The sequence below is a fragment of the uncultured Pseudoteredinibacter sp. genome (assembly GCF_947500695.1).
Classification (GTDB): Bacteria; Pseudomonadota; Gammaproteobacteria; order Pseudomonadales; family Cellvibrionaceae; genus Pseudoteredinibacter.
The window spans coordinates 821774-838047 of the sequence record NZ_CANMSS010000001.1; the positions used below are offsets into that span (position 1 = coordinate 821774).

General features: G+C 43.6%; 21 protein-coding genes. 11 read left to right on the forward strand and 10 right to left on the reverse strand.

Features of this window, described 5'->3' with window-relative positions; genetic code table 11:
- Positions 1 to 5: 5 nt before the first annotated feature.
- Complete coding sequence (locus Q1A08_RS03305) at positions 6 to 551, reverse strand: PAS domain-containing protein (protein WP_299769681.1); 546 nt, start codon at positions 549 to 551, stop codon at positions 6 to 8.
- Between the two features lie 477 nt (positions 552 to 1028).
- Here Q1A08_RS03305 and Q1A08_RS03310 point away from each other — a divergent pair, with 477 nt between their 5' ends.
- Positions 1029 to 1592 carry a hypothetical protein gene (locus Q1A08_RS03310; RefSeq protein WP_299769684.1) on the forward strand — a complete coding sequence of 188 codons (564 nt, stop codon included), beginning with the start codon at positions 1029 to 1031 and terminating at the stop codon, positions 1590 to 1592.
- Here the strand turns inward: Q1A08_RS03310 and Q1A08_RS03315 are convergent.
- The 7 genes from Q1A08_RS03315 to Q1A08_RS03345 all read right to left on the reverse strand — a co-directional run bounded on the left by Q1A08_RS03315 (position 1589) and on the right by Q1A08_RS03345 (position 6017).
- Positions 1589 to 2464 carry a hypothetical protein gene (locus Q1A08_RS03315; RefSeq protein WP_299769687.1) on the reverse strand — a complete coding sequence of 292 codons (876 nt, stop codon included), beginning with the start codon at positions 2462 to 2464 and terminating at the stop codon, positions 1589 to 1591. The two genes, Q1A08_RS03310 and Q1A08_RS03315, sit on opposite strands and share 4 nt — an antisense overlap.
- Positions 2465 to 2508: 44 nt before the next feature.
- Positions 2509 to 3033: a tRNA adenosine(34) deaminase TadA gene (tadA, locus tag Q1A08_RS03320; protein WP_299769689.1), complete on the reverse strand. Its 525-nt coding sequence runs from the start codon at positions 3031 to 3033 to the stop codon at positions 2509 to 2511.
- Positions 3034 to 3041: 8 nt separating this feature from the next.
- A complete protein-coding gene (locus tag Q1A08_RS03325) occupies positions 3042 to 3269 on the reverse strand; it encodes a DUF1653 domain-containing protein (RefSeq protein ID WP_299769692.1) in 228 nt (75 codons plus the stop codon).
- A gap of 61 nt (positions 3270 to 3330) precedes the next feature.
- Positions 3331 to 4206: a crotonase/enoyl-CoA hydratase family protein gene (locus tag Q1A08_RS03330; RefSeq protein WP_299769695.1), complete on the reverse strand. Its 876-nt coding sequence runs from the start codon at positions 4204 to 4206 to the stop codon at positions 3331 to 3333.
- Between the two features lie 187 nt (positions 4207 to 4393).
- Positions 4394 to 5158, reverse strand: a complete 765-nt coding sequence (locus tag Q1A08_RS03335; RefSeq protein WP_299769698.1) for a hypothetical protein — start codon at positions 5156 to 5158, stop codon at positions 4394 to 4396.
- Positions 5148 to 5483: a hypothetical protein gene (locus tag Q1A08_RS03340; protein WP_299769701.1), complete on the reverse strand. Its 336-nt coding sequence runs from the start codon at positions 5481 to 5483 to the stop codon at positions 5148 to 5150. Before Q1A08_RS03340 ends, Q1A08_RS03335 begins: the two co-directional genes overlap by 11 nt.
- 24 nt (positions 5484 to 5507) lie before the next feature.
- Positions 5508 to 6017: a DUF3592 domain-containing protein gene (locus Q1A08_RS03345; RefSeq protein ID WP_299769704.1), complete on the reverse strand. Its 510-nt coding sequence runs from the start codon at positions 6015 to 6017 to the stop codon at positions 5508 to 5510.
- A gap of 797 nt (positions 6018 to 6814) precedes the next feature.
- Between Q1A08_RS03345 and Q1A08_RS03350 the strand changes: the two genes are divergently transcribed.
- The 5 genes from Q1A08_RS03350 to Q1A08_RS03370 all read left to right on the forward strand — a co-directional run bounded on the left by Q1A08_RS03350 (position 6815) and on the right by Q1A08_RS03370 (position 10638).
- Positions 6815 to 8023 carry an integrase arm-type DNA-binding domain-containing protein gene (locus Q1A08_RS03350; RefSeq protein WP_299769706.1) on the forward strand — a complete coding sequence of 403 codons (1209 nt, stop codon included), beginning with the start codon at positions 6815 to 6817 and terminating at the stop codon, positions 8021 to 8023.
- 8 nt (positions 8024 to 8031) lie between these two features.
- The gene (locus Q1A08_RS03355; protein ID WP_299769708.1) at positions 8032 to 8718 is read left to right on the forward strand and encodes a hypothetical protein; all 687 of its coding nucleotides are present in this window, start codon (positions 8032 to 8034) and stop codon (positions 8716 to 8718) included.
- Between the two features lie 153 nt (positions 8719 to 8871).
- The gene (locus Q1A08_RS03360; RefSeq protein ID WP_299769710.1) at positions 8872 to 9117 is read left to right on the forward strand and encodes an AlpA family phage regulatory protein; all 246 of its coding nucleotides are present in this window, start codon (positions 8872 to 8874) and stop codon (positions 9115 to 9117) included.
- Positions 9110 to 9406 carry a helix-turn-helix domain-containing protein gene (locus tag Q1A08_RS03365; protein WP_299769712.1) on the forward strand — a complete coding sequence of 99 codons (297 nt, stop codon included), beginning with the start codon at positions 9110 to 9112 and terminating at the stop codon, positions 9404 to 9406. The genes Q1A08_RS03360 and Q1A08_RS03365 overlap by 8 nt, the downstream gene beginning before the upstream one ends.
- Entirely contained in the window at positions 9403 to 10638 is a 1236-nt protein-coding gene (locus Q1A08_RS03370; protein ID WP_299769714.1) for a DUF3631 domain-containing protein, read from the forward strand. The genes Q1A08_RS03365 and Q1A08_RS03370 overlap by 4 nt, the downstream gene beginning before the upstream one ends.
- A 581-nt stretch (positions 10639 to 11219) precedes the next feature.
- Here Q1A08_RS03370 and Q1A08_RS03375 read toward each other — a convergent pair.
- Positions 11220 to 12071: a hypothetical protein gene (locus tag Q1A08_RS03375; RefSeq protein ID WP_299769717.1), complete on the reverse strand. Its 852-nt coding sequence runs from the start codon at positions 12069 to 12071 to the stop codon at positions 11220 to 11222.
- Positions 12072 to 12079: 8 nt separating this feature from the next.
- Positions 12080 to 12523 (reverse strand): hypothetical protein, encoded by a 444-nt coding sequence (locus Q1A08_RS03380; RefSeq protein WP_299769720.1) that lies wholly within the window; start codon positions 12521 to 12523, stop codon positions 12080 to 12082.
- Between the two features lie 131 nt (positions 12524 to 12654).
- Between Q1A08_RS03380 and Q1A08_RS03385 the strand changes: the two genes are divergently transcribed.
- The 5 genes from Q1A08_RS03385 (at position 12655) to Q1A08_RS03405 (ending at position 15955) form a co-directional block, all read left to right on the forward strand.
- Positions 12655 to 13101, forward strand: coding sequence for a hypothetical protein (locus tag Q1A08_RS03385; protein WP_299769723.1), 447 nt, complete (start codon positions 12655 to 12657; stop codon positions 13099 to 13101).
- Positions 13101 to 13502, forward strand: coding sequence for a hypothetical protein (locus Q1A08_RS03390; protein ID WP_299769726.1), 402 nt, complete (start codon positions 13101 to 13103; stop codon positions 13500 to 13502). Before Q1A08_RS03385 ends, Q1A08_RS03390 begins: the two co-directional genes overlap by 1 nt.
- A 208-nt stretch (positions 13503 to 13710) precedes the next feature.
- Complete coding sequence (locus Q1A08_RS03395; RefSeq protein WP_299769730.1) at positions 13711 to 14256, forward strand: hypothetical protein; 546 nt, start codon at positions 13711 to 13713, stop codon at positions 14254 to 14256.
- Between the two features lie 207 nt (positions 14257 to 14463).
- Positions 14464 to 15342 carry a pentapeptide repeat-containing protein gene (locus tag Q1A08_RS03400; RefSeq protein ID WP_299769732.1) on the forward strand — a complete coding sequence of 293 codons (879 nt, stop codon included), beginning with the start codon at positions 14464 to 14466 and terminating at the stop codon, positions 15340 to 15342.
- Between the two features lie 118 nt (positions 15343 to 15460).
- Positions 15461 to 15955 (forward strand): hypothetical protein, encoded by a 495-nt coding sequence (locus tag Q1A08_RS03405; protein WP_299769735.1) that lies wholly within the window; start codon positions 15461 to 15463, stop codon positions 15953 to 15955.
- The last annotated feature ends 319 nt before the right edge of the window (positions 15956 to 16274 follow it).

The window sequence follows — 16274 nt, forward strand, 5'->3', positions numbered from 1 at the left end:
ATCTCCTAGGCTGCGTCCAAGCTCTGCATATACTGAATATAACTTTGATTCTGCTCAGCGATATGATCTTCTAAGATTTTTATAGAACGATCAGGAGCTGTCTTACGATCACCCTGCGCTTCAGCTTCACGCATTTTTTCGTATACGACCTCAATAGCGTTGATTGCTCCAGGTGCCGGCTTGCGGCGTACAGAATAATAGCCTCTTAGATTGCCACGTTCGTCGAAATCGGGAGTGACGTTGGCAAACACCCAATAATATGCACCGGATTTGCAAAGATTTTTTACATAACCAAAAAATTCTCGAGTTGCCTTTAACTCCTGCCATAACAACTTGAATACACCTCTGGGCATATCTGGGTGTCGGATAATATTGTGTTGCTGGCCCAAGAGTTCATCTTCTACAAAGCCCGAAACCTCCATAAAGGTGCGGTTGATATAAGTTAAACGCCCAGTAGTGTCTGTTTTACTGACAATAAAACCGTCTTCGGCAAGATGCACTTCCTTATCTATGGGCTTTATCAGCCCTTTCCTTGATGACTTCTTATCCAAGATATACCGCCCTTAAAACACAAAAGTTTCCACATCCTGCGATCATTCCAATGAGCAAACTTGCAATTAAGCACCACCTGTCATTATTTACAAAAAATCGCCACTTACCCCTGTAACGGCCAAGGTTAATGGTGCTTGAGACTACTTAAGTATGGATTAGTCCACTTTTGTCGAGTAATTCATCAATTAGGCCAATATATTGATGCAGATCAATTATTAAGGCTAAAAGCGGAACTTTTCTACACATTAGCCGCCTGCAACAGTACATATATTTCAGTCAATTATATTGACCCAACAATATTGTGTGAGCCAGTTGGCAGAGGCTAGAAAGGAATTAATACCGATAAAGTATTAAATAACTGAATCTCTTCAAGGTAAGCTAAAGCTCTAACTCACAGAGGCCTGCAGCCGTTTTCAGACCTTACTTACCGCAACCCCGGCAAGCTTTTCCACGCCACAACTGACGGGAGAAGAACTATGCTGCTTCGCAAGCAACTTGAATCCATTAGCCAGGCCTACCCACGCCACCAGCAATGGGCCTACCTTGAAAGGCTTGCGCAATACAATAAACACGGTATTCGCCCTGTTGCCGACCCTTGGCCAGAGAGTAATTACACCTGCTTGGTATACGCATTAGGGCTTTGTAATTCTAGGGTTTACCAACAAATTGTTGCCCGCAATGAAGAAGTTTTTGCAGGACCAGGATTTGCTCAATACCTAATAAGCCAATCGGCCATCAAGCGTAGCAAACAAGCTCAAGCTGGAGATTTAGTGTTGTACTGCAGTGGAAGCGACGAGGATAAAACTGTCTGCCATGCTGGCATTTTAGATGAAGACGGGCTGGTGGTTTCCAAGTGGGGCCTGGGCGGCCTTTGGCTGCACGGCCTACTTGAGGTGCCTGCGAGTTACGGTAAAAACATTAATTACTTCGAGGCAATTGATTCGGAGCGAATGCTCAATTGGTTTTTAAAGTTTGCCCGCAGCCGTGGTGCGGACAATGCCCGCCCACGGTTCAATATCCAAAGCCTAAAGGAAGCTTAAGGCGCCATTGCCATATGAAAATCTTTGGTGGCCTCTTCACTGCCTGAAGGGGTCATTTCGAAACGTCCGATGTAATAGCCATCATTAGGGTTTACGAAGAGCTCGCCGGTATAACTTCCACTACTTCCAGCGCAATTAAAGCTACCCTCTGTTTCAACTCTATTGTAATAAAATTCAATACTGCCCGTGTAATCGCAGCCTCCTAAACTTGTACCTTCACGCCTCATAAAAAAGTTTTCTTCACTGATCTCGAAGGTAAACTCAGTTTCATCAAGCGAGCCATGCCCTCTATCAGGGCGAGCTGGGTCATAGCCTCTGGCATGCCCAAAAAACGTACGGTTAAAATCGGAAACCATTCGGCTAGGGTTAACCAAATTCCGAAAAGAGCGAATAACGGTAAAGGACTGCTTGGACGCCTGCCACTGAAGCTCCAGCGCATCGCCAGCCTTAGGGAAGTCAATGGCATACTCAGTATGTTCTTGCTGGGGTACAAACTCACTGTCCGCGCTTGGGCGAACTGTAGAGAACTGACGCTCCTGCCAAACCTCACCATCAACTTTCACTACGATGGTGTGCTCACCATCGCTGAGCGAGCCGTAGTTAACTAATAATGAAAAGCCTGTTTCTATATGACCGCAGCGGGCCTGTGTATCACTGCGCTGGGTTCCTATGCCTGCTTTACCCAGCGAATTACCATCAATTTCAATTTCTATTTCACCAGCATTACAGTGCCAACCACTAATGGCGCTGATTCCTGATTCAACGGCATTGGCTGCTGGGTTTTCTAAATTTCCCTGAGCTACTGCTAAAGAGCTTCCTAGAAGTAATACAGCGCCATAGAAAAGACATTGAATAGATTGAAAACAATTCATGATTTAACTCCCTAAATAATAAAACTGATATTCCCTTATTCGCCCTAGCCTTCCAACTTTGTTGCCTTCTTTTCCTTCCTGCGACGCTTAAAGAAAGCAGACAACTGTTCGCTGGCTTCTTGTGCTAAAACACCACCCAGGCAATTCACGCGATGATTAAGGTAATCGTTGTTCAGAAAATTAGCCTTAGATTCAATCGCTCCCGCCTTGGGTTCGCTTGCGCCATATACTAACCTCTCAACGCGGGCATGTACTAGTGCGCCAGCGCACATACTGCAAGGTTCCAAACTAACGTATAGACAAGTATTAGAAAGACGGTAGTTTTCAAGCTGTTGGCCACCCTCTCTCAGCACTAAAATTTCAGCATGTGCACAAGGATCATTTCGGCCAATAGGCTGATTAAAAGCCTCTGCAAGCAGGCGATTGTCCTGCACCAACACCGCACCCACCGGCACCTCACCAAGCTCCGCACCGCGTGCAGCTAAACAAAAGCAGTATCGCATCCAGTATTCGTCTTGCTCCTGCTGGCTTAAAACGTCCAGTTCCTCAGGACTCAGTAAATCAATCACCACTGCACTCACAGGCTAGAACTGTCGCTTTGGACTAAGGCAAAACGTGGCACTTTTTGACCTTTGTATTCAACCGTCTCAGTAAACATAGATAATGGGCGCACCCATAAACTGTAATCACCATATAGGCAACGGTATACCACTAGCGACTCTTCGGTTTCACTGTGCTTGGCAACAGACTCCACCCAATAATCCTGACCTTTATAATGACGATATACACCGCGAGCAATTGACATATGACCTCCTCGAAAAGAAGGCCATTATACGTTGATCGCTTTCGTCGAGAGAAGTGGCTTTTTAGTTATCAGCTTGCCATGGAAAGAAGTCTGGCATATCAGTAGAAACCTTGGACGGAAACTTGGCTGGACGTTTTTCCCAAAAGGCATTTATCCCCTCTTTGCCGTCAGCTAAGCTCTGGTAAAAGATCGCTAAAGAATCAACCTTATGGGCCTCCGCTGGGTGATCCGCAGCCGATAAGCGATACATCATTTGACGAGCCAGTGCGATGGCAACAGGGGAAGTATTATCCGCAATTCTTCTGGCGATTTTATAAGCGGCGGCCAATAGATCATCCGGCTCGTGTATGGATTTCACAAATCCACCGCTTTTGGCTTCTTCGGCATCAAAAATCTCGGCCGTGTAAACCCATTCTAACGCTTGGGAGATACCAACAATTTTAGGCAAAAACCAAGCTGAGCATGCTTCTGGGGTAATACCCAGCTTTGTAAACACAAAGCCCACTTTTGCCTTTGTCGATGCCAGGCGAATATCCATCGCACAAGTCATAGTGGCCCCAATCCCAATCGCTGGGCCATTAATCGCCGCAATGACTGGCTTAGTGCAGTTATAGATTGCCAGAGTAACTGTACCACCCGAATCTCTAATGCCCGGCTCAACTTCATCGAGATTTTGAATATCATCCAAGCTGGGCTCTAGCTCCTCATCGAGGCCAAAAGCATTGCCATCACTATTGAGCTTCATACCGGCACAAAAACCACGGCCAGCGCCAGTTACTATTACCGCCCTAACCTCATCGTCTTTACTGGCTCTATCAAAAGCGTCGATCAGTTCTTCGGCCATTTCGATGGTAAAGGCATTGAGCTCACCTGGGCGATTGAGTGTAATAGTCAGAATATTATCTTTGACGTCGTAAATAATGGCTTGATAATTCATTGCGACTCCCATGGTGGCAAATTTAAGTGCTAATTGGCCTAGCATAAAAGACATTAGCCTAAGCGATAAGCTTGAAATGCTAAATTGGCGGGAATCAACAAGAATTGGCCAGTATTGGCCAATTCTTTCTGACAATTAGCGTATGTAAGCCTTGTGACTAGCGCTCTAAAAGCAAGGTAGGAAAACGTTAGGAGCTCTTAAGATCGAAATCCTGGTATCGATACTCTTGGTAGCGAGCACTATCGAGCCAGCTTGCTCTTTCTTTAATATCAGCATATTGCTTACGCCAAATCTGCACCCGCCCTCGGCAGTCTTTCGGGTCTAATTTTTGCGCTGCCAGAAAGTCAGTTATCGATTTAGCGTCTACTCGCACGACTCCCTTACGCAGCTGATTCTTCGAGAAGGAATAACTAAAATCATGAAGATGCTCAAAAGCTCCGTTTTCTGACATTCTACAGGCCAGCTGGACTTGCCCAGTATCCGCATCAGGAATTGATTGCCACCTAGCTTCAAGGTAATAGCTTTTATCCTCTAGGGGCATTAAAGCAAGATCAAAACTGGGCAAAACCTTTACAATGGCCTCATGCAAAAATTCGCCTGATCGATACAAGCCAATCGTTAAACTACCTTGCCTGGAAACCTTAGCGAGATAGGTTTTTCCGGTGATGAAATTAGCGAGTTTATTTTTCTCTGCTGTAAGTTTGATCAAGCCCTCTTGAGCTCTCACATAAAAATAGTCACTTTCTTGCAAAGCAACACGGTTCGGCAGCACCGTCTTTTCGCTCATACTCGCGGCAACTCGTAAAGATCCGTTAGCGCTTGGACTTACACTGTAACGCAGTAAATAATGATTCGGCACTCCTTTAACTTCAATACAAGATTGCAGAAAAAAACATAGTCCAAAGACCACTATTAAGCCTGCTGCGCGAAAGCGATAAAAATCATTCACCATCCACAGCTTCCTGAAGACTGCTTTGATTGTCATACCTATCTTGTCGCTGCTTCTCTAATTTATTCCTGTAAGTATTTTTTCGCCGCTCTGCGGACGAAAAAACTAACTTAAACAACCAAACAAAAAAGCCTATCACAATAAATGAACTAGCAGCGACAAACAGCCAGACCGCCGCCCCTGAGCCTGAAGAGTCGGAATCCTGCACTTCATATGATTCTTGCAAACTTGGAACATCACCCTCAGCAATAAGCTCTTTAGAAAATAGGCCAGCACCCAACAAGGTAAAGCTAAAAGTGGTCAATAATAAAATAGCGAATTTTTTCATTTTTAAAGATCACGTCCTTACGATTTAGCTATTTTCAAATATAAGATTCAGCATCCTGCGATAATTCAACCAAGCTAGAAGAAACAAGATGGAACTGCTTAGTAATGAAATTAAAATTGAGCCAAATACAAACGCCAGCCTGTAGCGATTTGCTGCGTATAGGCGACTTTCTTGGGCATTAGATGAGTCAAAATAAACCGTTATGGAACTCCCTACTGGAGGCGGATAATCAAGATTAGCTAAAGACTGATATTCAATGCCTCTAAAAACGTACTTATAAGCAACACGCCATTTGGAGAATTCAACGCCTGTTCCTGATTGCTTGTAACTTTCCCCTTCTAGGCCTATGACCTCCCCCAGCACCGTTTCATTCAAAGACAGGCTGCGCCACTCTGATTCAATACCTCTAGAGCCACCAAAACCAAAATATAGAAACACCGTTAGCAATGAGAGCCCCGCCGCCACTCCTAGCTGCCAAGTATAGCGATTTTTTAGCTGATTTCTCTGTTTCCTTTGCTTGGTGTTAAGAGCCATTTAATTTCCCTTTTGAATGGCTGAAGTGGGATTAACAAATAGATATAAGAGCTTTGCAGTTAAGTCGCTAGGTGTATATCGCTAGAAATGGTTTATGGCTGGTTTGCTTGTTACATAGAAAGGAGGATTGTTCGGGCCCAACTAATAGCAGAGGTGACTGAAAAAAGGAATTAAAGGTGCCAGCCTTAGGGCCCGTTATAAAACCAGGGTCAGAACCCATGGATTCTGACCCTATTCGAAGCCCCATAGCTTTCGTGAACTTAATGAAAAAAGGAGTAACTGGTACAAGGGGTTAACGGAACTGGCCTAAGGGCCCACTGCGAAACCAGGGGTCAGAACCCTCGGGTTCTGACCCCACTCGAAGCCAAGCATATACAAAAAAGCCCCAGCGCTTTCGTAGGTCCAATGAATAAAGAAATTACTGACACATGGGATTAACGGAACTGGCCTTAGGGCCATTTCCGCCCTACGGGCTTCGTCGCTTACGCTCCTTGTTCAAAATGCTTAAGCGCATTTTGTCGAACCACGAGCGCTCTCTCACAGCCCTCCCTCTGCGCCATATACAAAAAAGCCCCAGCGCTTTCGCGCTAGGGCTTTTTTGTATATGGCGGAGAGGGAGAACGTCGAAAACTAGACAGGCATGGATTGAATGACACTTAAAAGACTAGCTAAGCTGTTATTTTTAAAGAACTTAACTGTATCATACTGTATAATTGATCCTATAACAGCCACTACTTTTGACGGTCTTTATGACGGTTCCAACTGTCAATTCCGCCACATCCTCGCAGGATCTACCCATGCCTTTAAACAATACTGGCGTTAAAAATGCCAAGCCCAAAGACAAGCCATACAAGCTGACAGATCAAGGTGGCTTATACCTGATGGTGCGCCCAACTGGTACAAAAACGTGGAAATACGACTTCCGCATAAACAACACCAGAGGCAGCTACACGATTGGCAGCTACCCAGAAACCTCTTTGCAGGAAGCTCGAGCCAAACACCTAGAGGCGAGAAAGCTGGTTCAAGAAGGACAAAACCCAACAGGAGAAAAGCAAGCCAAACGCCTTAAAGCCCAGTTAAACCAGAAGCGATTCTCACACTATGCTGACCAGTGGATAAAGAAACAAAACCTTGCTAAAAGCACCGAAAAAGACCTAAAACAGAGAATATCGACTAACTTGACCCCCTATTTGGATAAAAAGCCCATCGAGAGCTTTAACACCCGAGAGTTATTAGACGTACTAACCCCTATTTCTGACAGGGGCGCAAGGGAAACGGCCATTCGGCTTGCAGGCGTTCTACGTCGTATATTTAATGAGCTATTGATTCTAGGGCTGATCAACAACAACCCAGCACAGGGCCTAGCAGAGCTTCTTCCAAAACCAGATCATAGGAGCAAAAAGAACTTCGGGCACATCACTGATATAGAAGACCTGAAAAATTTAATGCAACAAATCTACACCCCTCGCCCAAGGCAAAGCCCTATTGTCGGATATGCGCTAAAGTTAATGCCCCTGTTGTTTCTCAGACCAAAAAACATACGCTTTTTAAGGTGGGAGCAAATTGATTTCGAGGACGCGATGCTCACCATCCCTGGTGATGAAATGAAAGCCGGTAAAGAGCTTAAAGTACCATTAGCCACACAAGCTGTTGCACTCCTCAAAAAAGCACAGGAGTTAACCGGTGGAAAAGAATATGTATTTCTAACCAGCCATGGACATGGCAAACCAATGAGTGAAAATACAACCACTGCAGCCCTGAAGCGCCTAACCAACCCCAAAACTGGCAAAGCCTACGGCACCGGCTTCATGACAAGCCATGGTTTCAGGCATACAGCCAGCACCTTTCTAAATGAAATGGGCTTCTCAGCTGATGCCATTGAATTACAGCTGGCTCATGTGAGTGAGGACCGTGTGCGCTCTACCTATAACAAGGCTCAACTAATGGATGAGAGAGTGAAAATGATGCAGAATTGGGCCGACTTTGTAGACCAACTAATCCGCTAATGCTAACTATGCAAACTATATCTGTACAAGCCTCATTAGAGCAATTAAAGCTCAGTAATACTCCTAAGCACCAAGCACTCGCCACCCTGATTGATGAGATTAATAACAACAACATAACCCTTTACTACAACGGGCAACATAGGGCCGTACAGGACAATACCCCTCCCGAAGAACATTTTCTAAGTGACGGAGAACTAAAAGGGCTATTTTTAGCAAACGGCAACCCAGAATACCCAAGCGGGGCATATAAACTTAAACCCACCGCCTCGCGCCTAGACCAACACAATCAATATGCCTTTTCCTTCTACGAGTTTATATTCGATGGAAAAACATATTACTGCTGTGACGAAGACGGAATGTATGTGGAGTTTGCTACAGCCAATATTGAAGATGCTTATTTTATTCAGAGTGATGTAGACAACCTTAAAAAATCGCTTTCCCAAAGAAGCAATCACGTACAAGCCCCAAGAGCAGCTCAATTGCAAGGGGTAGAAAAGGCACTTGCTTTGCTAGCTAGAGAGTACGCAGAGGTTAAACAAGGAAAATTCAGAACCGGCAATAAGGTGAATGCCAGATCCTTTAAAGATCATATTATCAGCCTTGCTAAAAAACACTCAATCTCAGATGCCCACTTAAAGTCACTTGACGACAAATTGAACAAAACCTTAAACGATTTAGATCTAAAAGAGCTATAACAATCGTAGCCATTGAAAGCCAACGACTCTCTGTTCATAAAATTCCCCACCACGAAAAAATCCCAACTGGGAAATCCCTCCGCTTAAGACCTTGTACATTACGCTGCATTGGGTACGCAAGGCCCAATGCAACTAATCTATTAAGGAAACTAAATGATTCTAACAAAACCCGCCCACCCTGCTGTAGGTGGCACCCCAAGACTACTGCGCATTAGCGATGTACGTAGCATGACCGGCCTGTCTCGCTCGTACATTTATTCACTAACCAAGAACGGCCATTTCCCCAAAAGCGTACCCCTAGTGCCTGGCGGCATTGCTAAAGGATGGGTGGAATCTGAAGTTCAAGACTTTATTAACCAACGTATTGCAGAACGTGATCTGGAGGCATCTAATGCGTAGCGTAAACCTTCCCAATATGAAACCAAACGTAGAACTACCAGAACAACAAGCTTACACACTAGAAATAATTATGAGTGGCGGTGAATCTAGCGTTAGTAGCCTAGCGCTAATTGAAGGAGGAATACTGAATCCGCCCAATGTAATAAGCAAACTCAGAAAACACGGTGCAATCATCAAAACCAAGAGAATGTCAGCCATCGATGCCCAAGGCCGAAGGCGAAGCGGTATTGCCCACTACACGTACTTGGGGTGGAGACCACTCAGTGAAGAAGAAAGGAATTTTGCATGAATAAACAAGAAAACCAGATAACAGAAGCCCCTGCAATCGCCGGCAAGCTGATACCAGAGGGCCCTGTACCTGAATCTAACACCATAAGTGTACCAACAAATACAGTTTTGCACACAGACATTTCACCGCTTCTGCCACCAGGTATGGCGTCATCGGAAGCTTTAACTCCTTATAACGAAGGACCTGTAGACATTGAAGACACGCTAAACGAGATGCGGGCTTTATTTGATAGGCACTGCATAATGACCGAATCCGAAGCCGACGCCATCGTGCTTTGGATTCTGAGTAGTTATTTGATCAACAGCTTTAGGATATTCCCCATGTTAACGCTTGTAAGCCCTGAAAAACGATGCGGCAAATCTACTGCACTTGAGCTGATATATAGCTTATCCAAAGACAGCTTCAATCTTACAAACGCAACTCAAGCCATAATGTATAGGATTGCCACGTCTCAGCAACCAACACTATTACTGGATGAAGCAGACACTTTCATCAAAACCGCTAGCGGTGAAATAGTAGGGTTATTGAACGGCAGTTTTAATAGAAGTAGCGCCAACGTCTCTAGATGCGAAGGAGAAAGCTTCGACGCCAAGGTACATTCAACTTGGTACCCCAAGGTGCTGGCATCTATTGGCAATCTACAAAGCACCATTATGGACCGCTCTATTGTCATCAATCTTCGCCGTAAGAAAAGTAATGAGTTTATTCAAAAGCTACCGGCAGACCCCAAAGGCCAGCACAAGCTAATCAGGCAAAAGCTTGCTAGGTGGTGCATTGATAATCTTGAGAATATTAAAAGCAACACCATCGAACCAAAAAATATTGGCAATGATAGGGCCGTGGATGTATGGCTCCCCCTATTTACCGTTGCCCATCAGGTAAGCACCAGTTGGAAAGCCAAGTGCGAAAGCGCCTATGAAACTTTAACTGCAGTTGATGAACCTGAAATACCTACTCAGCTTCTTATAGATGTTAGAGAGATACTTGCAACACATACAGAGGAGAAAATAAGCACGCAAGATCTCCTCGACAAGTTATGCGAAGACATTAACAAGCCATGGCAAACGATCAATAGAGGAAGAAAGCTTACTGGAAGCGCCATGGCTAATTTTCTGAAACCTTACGGAATTAAGCCAAGTGCTTACAGGCCCAGTGGAGGCAAGACTATCAGAGGCTACAGAAAACAAGCGTTTGTAGATACGTTTGAGCGCTACCTCCCTCCCCTACATTAAAACGTAACACTGAAACAGCCCTCGTCAAACGGGGGCTACCAACATATCAAGCTTAAACACAAGCTACTACAAAAACCCGATACATGTAACGAGATTTACAGGCGGGAGTTACATTGTTTTATGCATGTTGCAGCCATTACGCTGTTGTCGCACTTGTTGTTTCACTTTATTGTTGCCAACCCCAGGCACATAGGGACTTGTATCAGTGTTACACCTTACGTGGAATTACAAAGGCCAGCTGCTAACAAATACATACGGACAAAAGCAAACCAATTGGCAAATACTGCCTAGCTGGCTCTACATCTTAATTCGGCAGCCTTATCGGGCGTCCCGCTTACGCTACCGCCCTCTAAGCTGCCGAGTCATATCTTTAAATTGCATGAACTCTTTGGCATCCTTCACGGTACAGGCCTTGCTTCGCCAAAAACGCCCCCAAAGCGATAGCTATATTGATATGGGCCACCGCAATCGGCTGAGTGATTGGCGCAACCACCTTCACAAATAGTGAGTCGATCGACTAACTGGGATATGCGCTCTGCTCGATTCATGCGGAGAATTAAAAAGGATGGAACTTCGTTTTTCTAATTTAACTTCCTTTGGCTCCAGGCTGTATTGTAAAAGAGGCTTAGCGCCTGCTTTCTACGTACAACAATATCAATATTGCCGCGCCCAGCCTTTACTGTGCTCCACCAAGCATCAAATTCATCTGTTTGATTGGGTATACACTGTTTAATATGCTTGGCTTCTGTTATGTTAACTAGGTTACTGTTGAATGCAATGTAATTTAAGCAATTGTCTAAACCTAGCTTATTACAATCTTTAGACTTCCTGTGCTTAAGAGCAGCGTTACTCAATACTATGGCATGAATATTTTTTGACTTGGTCAGGTTATTCTCATCCACTACTTTCAGTAAATAATCATCCATCCAACTAAGTTCTAGCATTGAAAACAGCACAATATTAAAGTCATCACCCCCGGCAGATACGCAAAATTTTTGCTCGCAGTCTGTAATTAAATCTCTAAAATTCAGAATCTTATTCGGCTTTAATTGCATATCCCCCATTATACGCCCTATTTCACCGGCCACCTCCATTGATTTCGGATGATCTGGCATGGTGTACGGCATTTCAAGCGTGAAAGTGCTATTCCGTTCATAGCTTAGATCTGGACATTTTACTTCGATATTAAACCGAATGTTCGAGTCTTCAAATGAAACATCTATATCTTTATCTTTTTTACTACCCCTAGGAACCAATATATTGTCTTGATAATCTTGAGCAAAATAGCTAGACACCACTAACTCCGAAACACCCCTAGAGAATTCCTTTTCGCAAGCAGAATTTAACCTCGAATTAAGGCCTTGTAATTCCTCTTTACTACAGTGTGGTGAAATACAATCAAGAGATTCTTCAAGCCAATCATCGATTCTCATTCTAGGTCCTACTTTTTAATTGAAGCAGTAAATATAGCCAATCCCTGAATGCGAGTATTAGAATCGCCCCGACTCACACTCGTAGTATTGCCGGTAACGTAAGATCCGTTGCCACCACTCGCCGAGCCATAGCTCGTCGTAACAACAGGTTTATCCCGTTCTCGAACTCCTGACAAAAGCACACCATTTGCCCCAAGTTTGGCGGCCTCCTCCTTAAGACGCTGAATTGCAGAATTCACCAAGCTACTATTCTTTTTGAAATCATGCCCTGCACTAGCACTGATCATAGCTATTTCTTCATATGACTCAGGGGGGGTGCGATAAATACGTACAGCAGAGGGGTCTATTGGACTACGCGCCTCACCTATAACAATGGAATTACCGTCTGTTATTGTGCAGGCAGTCAAAATAGTAAAAACGCTTAGAACTAAGCTCAGAGTGATATTCTTCATAGCAAATTCTACGTCCATATAAAATTCGGAGTACATATCATCGGACAAAATAGAACTATATACAAGCTTTTATGCCCACCGTTCCGGCCTTCGCAAATAGACTGTGAGCTGAGCGGACCGGCGACAGCCGCATGCCGCGACTGGCTCGTAAAGTCTATGCAGCGATGGTCGCTAGTAATACTCACGTAATGATTGTTTTTACGATCTTCTACTACCGATACTTCAACCTTGGCTTTACTAGGGAAATATTGAATGATGCTGGTGACCTTGGTTTAATCTTAATGCAGCACTATGTTGCTATCGCACATCAAACCAATCCAAATATGGAAGATAAAGTCATCGCCTCTATGTTGGACAAGTCTGTTAAAACCGTAGAAGCAGCTCGCTTGAAACTTACTAAAGCTGGATGGTTTAAAAGAACGACTTACACCAAGAATGGTGAAAAGACGATCACCTATGATGTTGGTAAAGAAGCTGTAAGCTCACAGAACAAAGCTTACATAATTCCTAAAGCTCCGGTAGAGTCTAGTGATGGCATTCAAGATGTGAATTTAAACAACCTTACGAGAGGTCTTTGATGTACGAGGAAACAGGTCTTACCTTTTGGGAATATATCGGTATTGCTAAAAATATATCTTGGCTACTTTGGTTACTTTTAATTGGTACCTACCTATTTATTGGTTATATTTTGTACTCCAAAACCCGAATTAGGTATGGAGCTTATAGAAACGAGCTAGGCGTTTTTTGGACAAACCTAAAGTTTAAATACAAAGCAATAATCTTAACTATTTACTTTTTAAGTTTATTCAGCTTACCCTTTGCAGCATATGAACAGGGAAAAAGTTCGTATATCGAGGAACTAGAAGAAAAATCTATGTTTTGTGACTCTTATAATCCAACTAAGGATTGTGAGAGTATTTATACAAAGCTTAGAAAGTTAGGTGTAGATCCAAGTCAACCAACAGGGTTTGAATTCTAACTACCTATCGCTTGCCGACCGAGCAAACCAAGCCCCACTTCAGTGGGGTTTTTTCTATCTGCTGCATACAAACCTTTAAGGTAAATTTATATCGCATAATTTTTGAGCAGCTTAAAGGGATTTTTGCTCATCTGCTTACAGGATCTATTGATCCAACTTGACTTAATGCAGATACTTAACACCCTATCAAATACTTAGGAATGGAAAGATGGACCTATCCAATGAAACACTGGTAGTAATTGCAGCAGGGGCCAGTGCTTTTGCTGCAACAGCGAGTGCTGTGGCTGCTGGGCTTAGTCTTCGACACTCTAAACATGCACTCAAGCTGGATCACTCCCCTTACCTAAATGTGTATACAACTCACGACATCGAATACACTTACCGACATAAAACTGTATTCGAGGTTGTTAACACGGGCACTGGCCTAGCAAGGCTCACAAACATTACCTGGTATGTTAGAGGTACCAAAATCCTAGGGGAAAACCTTACAACGGAATTGTGGAAAATGGTAAAACAGGAATACGGGCTTACTGAAGAGCAAATTGGGATTTCATCTGCCGCTACAAATGAGGCTGCAATAGCTCCAGGGAAAAATATTGTTTTTGTAGCTTTAACTTGTAGCAAGCCTGAAATAATTGAAAGTATTTTACGCCGAGGCACATATATCCATTTGACATATACATCTCCTGTAGGGGAAGAAACCCATTTATACGAACGAATGACACCTTCCCCTAAGATCCCTAGTAACCACTAAGTATGTAAAAAATAATTTTTACAGCGAACCTTTAGCGAAAATACCTCATCTGCTTAAGAGCACAATCGGTCCAGCTGACTAGTAAAGGAGCGCACATTGTTACCCGCGCGCTATCATTCAACCGAATTTTTACTAAGCTAATAGGTATGATCAAAATAGTTTTCGGACTACGCTAAAACACGGACATTAAACTACAAGGAAAATATTTTGGATAACAAGAAGCCTGCTCAGAGCTCCCAAAATGTATTTAGAATACTGAAATGGTTTTGGGAATTTAGCGGCCTAAGATTCGTCTATCGAAAAATTAGACCACATACCCATCAAGAGGAGAACGCTTCTGGATTTAGAAAGCCCAGCACATTCTTTTTATGGTTTATTGGATTATGGGTAGCCTCTTATGGAATAGCATCCCAGAAGTATGAAAACCGCCTGGATAGGGCCGAAAGCAAGCTAGCTCTGTTAGCCTCGCAACTATATGGTGGGCAGAGAACTCAAGCTTTAGAGCGCCTCGGCACCGTTCAAAATACGCCATGTCCTAGAAACCCAACCCTACTAAACCTCAAGAGTATTACACACGCAATATTCAGTGAAAACTCAAAGTGCCGGAGCGTCGTCGAAGGTGCTCAAGACATATTAGTAGCAAACAAAGATCATCTGAATGACCTAACTCTAAACAACCTAAATCTCTCAGGCACACAACTCAACCTAGCAAACTTCACCAAATCTGAACTATTTAACACGGACTTATCTAGCGCGAAGTTATATCAAGCACAGTTTGTTGGCAGTATATTTGTCAATGTGGACTTCACAGACGCAAACCTTAGAAATTCAAACTTCAAAGGCGCAAAAGGAACCCTGTTAGACTTCACGAATGCAAATTTAGTTGAAGCAGATTTTACAAACTTTACTGTTGGGTATCGAATGAACGGAAACTTAGATGAAGACGAATTAATCAAGCTGCTTGAAAAGGCCTCATCGCTATATATGGCCAAAGGAATACCTGAAAATGTTATAGCGCAGCTAAAGAAGAGAAAAGCTGAATTGTTTGAGCACCCACACGCAGTTAATCGGCTCATTGGACACTAACTTCATTTGGCCAAGAACACCCGTACAGAGTGCTATATGCACATATTGTACTGTTTCGCTCTAGTGTAAAAATGATCAACCCTACTTACAATATCGACAAAAAAAGGACTGTGACAGCATGTTGGAATCCGTACAGCGAGAGCTACTATTCATCGACTGGAGCGCCGTAACAGCCCTATTTAGTGTTTTTATTGCTAAAAGGGCAAATGACATAAACCATAAACCCCTTCTTAATCAGAGGCAGAGTCGAGTCCCCCCGAATGACTCTTCGAGAGGTTACCTAAAATTAGAGCTAAAAAACTATGGTACCGGCGTTGCTGAGATAATATCGATTGAATACAACATACTCGGAAAGATCTACCAAGGCCATGAACTAAATCAGGGATTAAATACCGCCTTTAATGCGGAGAATAACCGGTACGGCCGCCCTGCTGGCTCAGTAGCAACGATACAACCAAAAACGCTGATAGGAGGGAAAGAGTCTGAGCTTATTTTCGAACTAAAACATAATAATAATGAAGTGTTCGACTGGCTTCTTAATACAGCTGTGATAATAGAGGTTAAATATAAATGCATACAAGGACGGGACTATAAATTTATAGGGCGTATTTGATACTTCATAAATTTTGTATTTAGAGAACCCAGAAAGGAAAGTTCCTCACTTGCTTACAGGGGCAGTACGAGCTGCCCCACGCTTGAGATTCCAAACTCCCCCCCCCGGGAGCTGTTTAACCTCAATTAGAATATTACCGCCCCCACTTATTTACACCACTACACCGTACTGCCTCATCTTTATATTTGTAGCGCTTGCTTTGTGATAAAGCTGTCGATGGGAATTCAGCATAAAGATACAGCATTTAAGATCTCACTATTTCAACCGTCAGCAAGCCCTCTTAGACATTGCGCGGGTGCACCACCAACAAGCTATCACT